The 2,426-nt window shown below is 46.1% G+C and carries 4 protein-coding genes and 1 pseudogene; 1 reads left to right on the plus strand and 4 read right to left on the minus strand.

Annotated features, from left to right (window positions below):
• Nucleotides 1-296: pseudogene (locus BN874_RS25895) on the plus strand (SprT-like domain-containing protein); the annotation flags it as partial.
• 61 nt (nucleotides 297-357) lie between these two features.
• Here the strand turns inward: BN874_RS25895 and BN874_RS18640 are convergent.
• The 4 genes from BN874_RS18640 to BN874_RS18650 form a co-directional block, all read right to left on the minus strand.
• On the minus strand, nucleotides 358-627 hold the full coding sequence (locus tag BN874_RS18640) for a hypothetical protein (RefSeq protein ID WP_034435862.1): 270 nt from the start codon (nucleotides 625-627) through the stop codon (nucleotides 358-360).
• A 156-nt stretch (nucleotides 628-783) separates the two neighbouring features.
• Entirely contained in the window at nucleotides 784-957 is a 174-nt protein-coding gene (locus BN874_RS24770) for a hypothetical protein (RefSeq protein ID WP_154725021.1), read from the minus strand.
• Nucleotides 944-1,426, minus strand: a complete 483-nt coding sequence (locus tag BN874_RS18645; protein WP_034435863.1) for a type II toxin-antitoxin system VapC family toxin — start codon at nucleotides 1,424-1,426, stop codon at nucleotides 944-946. Before BN874_RS18645 ends, BN874_RS24770 begins: the two co-directional genes overlap by 14 nt.
• Before the next feature lie 320 nt (nucleotides 1,427-1,746).
• Nucleotides 1,747-2,400, minus strand: coding sequence for a hypothetical protein (locus BN874_RS18650; protein WP_034435864.1), 654 nt, complete (start codon nucleotides 2,398-2,400; stop codon nucleotides 1,747-1,749).
• Between the last annotated feature and the right edge of the window lie 26 nt (nucleotides 2,401-2,426).

Raw genomic sequence — 2,426 nt, forward strand, 5'->3', positions numbered from 1 at the left:
TGGAAGCCCTGGGGTTGATGCCCTCGGACACCGGCGCTCCGGGGGGCAAACGGACCGGGCAAAGTATGACTCACTACATTGTTTCGGGGGGGCGGTTTGAAAGTGTCGCCCAGAGGTTGCTGGCCACCGGTTTCAAACTGAGTTGGCAATCGCCTGCGGGCGGACGAGCGGCGGCACCTCAGTCAAAAATCAAATACTCGTGCGCGAAGTGTGGCCAGAATGCGTGGGCCAAGCCCGACGCGCACTTGGTCTGCGGCGACTGTGGTTTGTCTATGAGTAGTACCGTAGCGCGTTGAATTTTATAAAACGCCGGGTTACGTCATCAACCATGCTCCGCCCGGCAAGTGAACGCAGAGGTTAGGCAATAGAAGTTACAGGCTCGGAAAAGGATTCCAGTTGAAGCGTCATCCAGTGCGGGCCAAATTTACCTTTATCGGCAACAGTCAGATCAACACCTTCTACCCTGATGTAACTGGCTCCGCAGGTGTCACATCCGCCTGAACCCGCGCTAAATTTATAATAGGCATTACTACTTCCACACACCGCGCAGATAAACGATCCGTATTTCCCACCGGCCTGTTCGATCTTGAACCTAAACAATTTTCCAATAAGCTGTTCTTTATGCATTCGGTTCTCTCTTGCCTTACGGGGCGCTGAATCGGAACCCACACCATCGACGGTTTTGACCCGTGGACGCTAAACTTGACTATACAAGGGTTAAACGGAGGTGGACTCAGTGGATGTTTGAAAAACTATCCTGCTGCTAGAATGCAACGAATTCGCTCACTTTAAAACTTCAGCAGGTTTTCCATATTTCAATTTTAGCCCAAGCTTGGCTGATAACTGTTGGACTTTTGAATGAGTATTCTCAACATATTTTTCTAGGCTATGGTTAGCTATCTCATCAAGTTTTTTCTGTGTTTGAGATTTTTCAATCAACAACTCATTGGTAATCATCATTAGTCTCCGCAAACAATTCTAGGGGGGTTACTATTTCCGGGGTTGCCAAATTTAACCTTGTATTCATAATTCGGATATGCTGCTTTTTATTTGCATTAGCTAAATGATTACAGTTCCATGTTAGTAAAAAATCTATTTTATAAAACGAGGCATAAGCCAAATGTAAAGCGTCACCTTTTAACACGCGAGGCATTACATAGTTATCGAGATATATTTGTGCAATATCAATGATCTGTTTTTCTGGAGACAAAATAGGAATACTTGATATGAATCTCAATATTTCATCTTTTCTAGGATAATTTCCTTCAGCTACTTCATTCAATGTCTCTTCTGAAATCCAAATATCAAATTTGCTACTCTCTTCGGTCCACCATTTTTGGGTAGTTTTTATATGAGTGTTAATACTTTCCCGCTCGTCAAATAAATAGCTGGGAATTGTTGTATCTAAATAAACGGAATTTTTCATTATAGAATCAAGGTCAAGTAGTTGCTTGGCAATCTAGCGTGTCAATGTATAACAATAGAAACATATTCTACACCTGCCCGTAATATAGGTGGTTTGAATAAGAATGATCATAGTCAACAGCGCACCGTGTACTATACACCATGCACTAAGCTTCAAACGGGTCCAAAACCCCAAACTTGGCGCTGTTCGTCAACCCGCTCCGGGGCCAAGACCCGTTGCTCCGAAGCAGGAGGTGATCAGGTTATGATCATTACGATCATTACGATCATTACTTTTAGAAAACTTTTTTTGAGGGATCTTTTTTCAAAGTCTGTGCGGTCCTATTTCCTAGAAGTGTTGATCGTATTGATCGTATTGATCGTATTGTTCAGCAGTTCAACTCCTACCCAAAATCTCGTTCGCTTCTTAGGATCAGGGTCTTGATCTTCATAAATTCCTTTTGCTAATAACCACTTAGAAAGTTCACGCAACGAAGCTTGACGACCAGACTCTTCGCGCCACGTTTTGAAAACGCTACTCAGGTCCCTCTTAGCAGTTTTCGCCTGCTTGGCGAAGATCAGATTTTCCCTGGCAAAATCGGCGTAGGGGTCCATGTCGGCCCAGTAGCTCCCGGTAGCCTGGGCGGCGTAGTCACTTTCGGGCAAGCGAAACCCCGCACTTCGCCAAACTCGATAGCCCTCGAACAGCCACGCCAGCACCGCCGCCTTGGCTTTCGGATCGTTCATCAGCGCTTCCTTGATCGCGGGATCGGGCGTTGTCGGCTTTTGGTTGAACGGACAGACGATGACCCGCCGCTTCATGCCCGGATCATCAAACTCGGTACGGAGCGGAAAATTGGTTTGCAGAAATAACTTGAACACCGGTAGAAATGAGAGACTCTGTTTAGCATGGGGAAATCGAGCGGTAATCACATCGTTTCCCGACAGCGCCTTGATCGAACCATGAGGTGCCCCTCGTTTTTCGCTTTCCAACAAGCCGCGCTTAAGCCGCCTTTGGGTGC

This window comes from Candidatus Contendobacter odensis Run_B_J11, from assembly GCF_000531125.1.
In the GTDB taxonomy this organism is placed as follows: Bacteria; Pseudomonadota; Gammaproteobacteria; order Competibacterales; family Competibacteraceae; genus Contendibacter; species Contendibacter odensensis.

Coding starts and splice junctions, on each gene's coding strand:
- BN874_RS18640 (WP_034435862.1), bottom strand. CDS start 627: ATGCATAAAGAACAGCTTATTGGAAAATTGTTTAGGTTCAAGATCGAA.
- BN874_RS24770 (WP_154725021.1), bottom strand. CDS start 957: ATGATTACCAATGAGTTGTTGATTGAAAAATCTCAAACACAGAAAAAA.
- BN874_RS18645 (WP_034435863.1), bottom strand. CDS start 1,426: ATGAAAAATTCCGTTTATTTAGATACAACAATTCCCAGCTATTTATTT.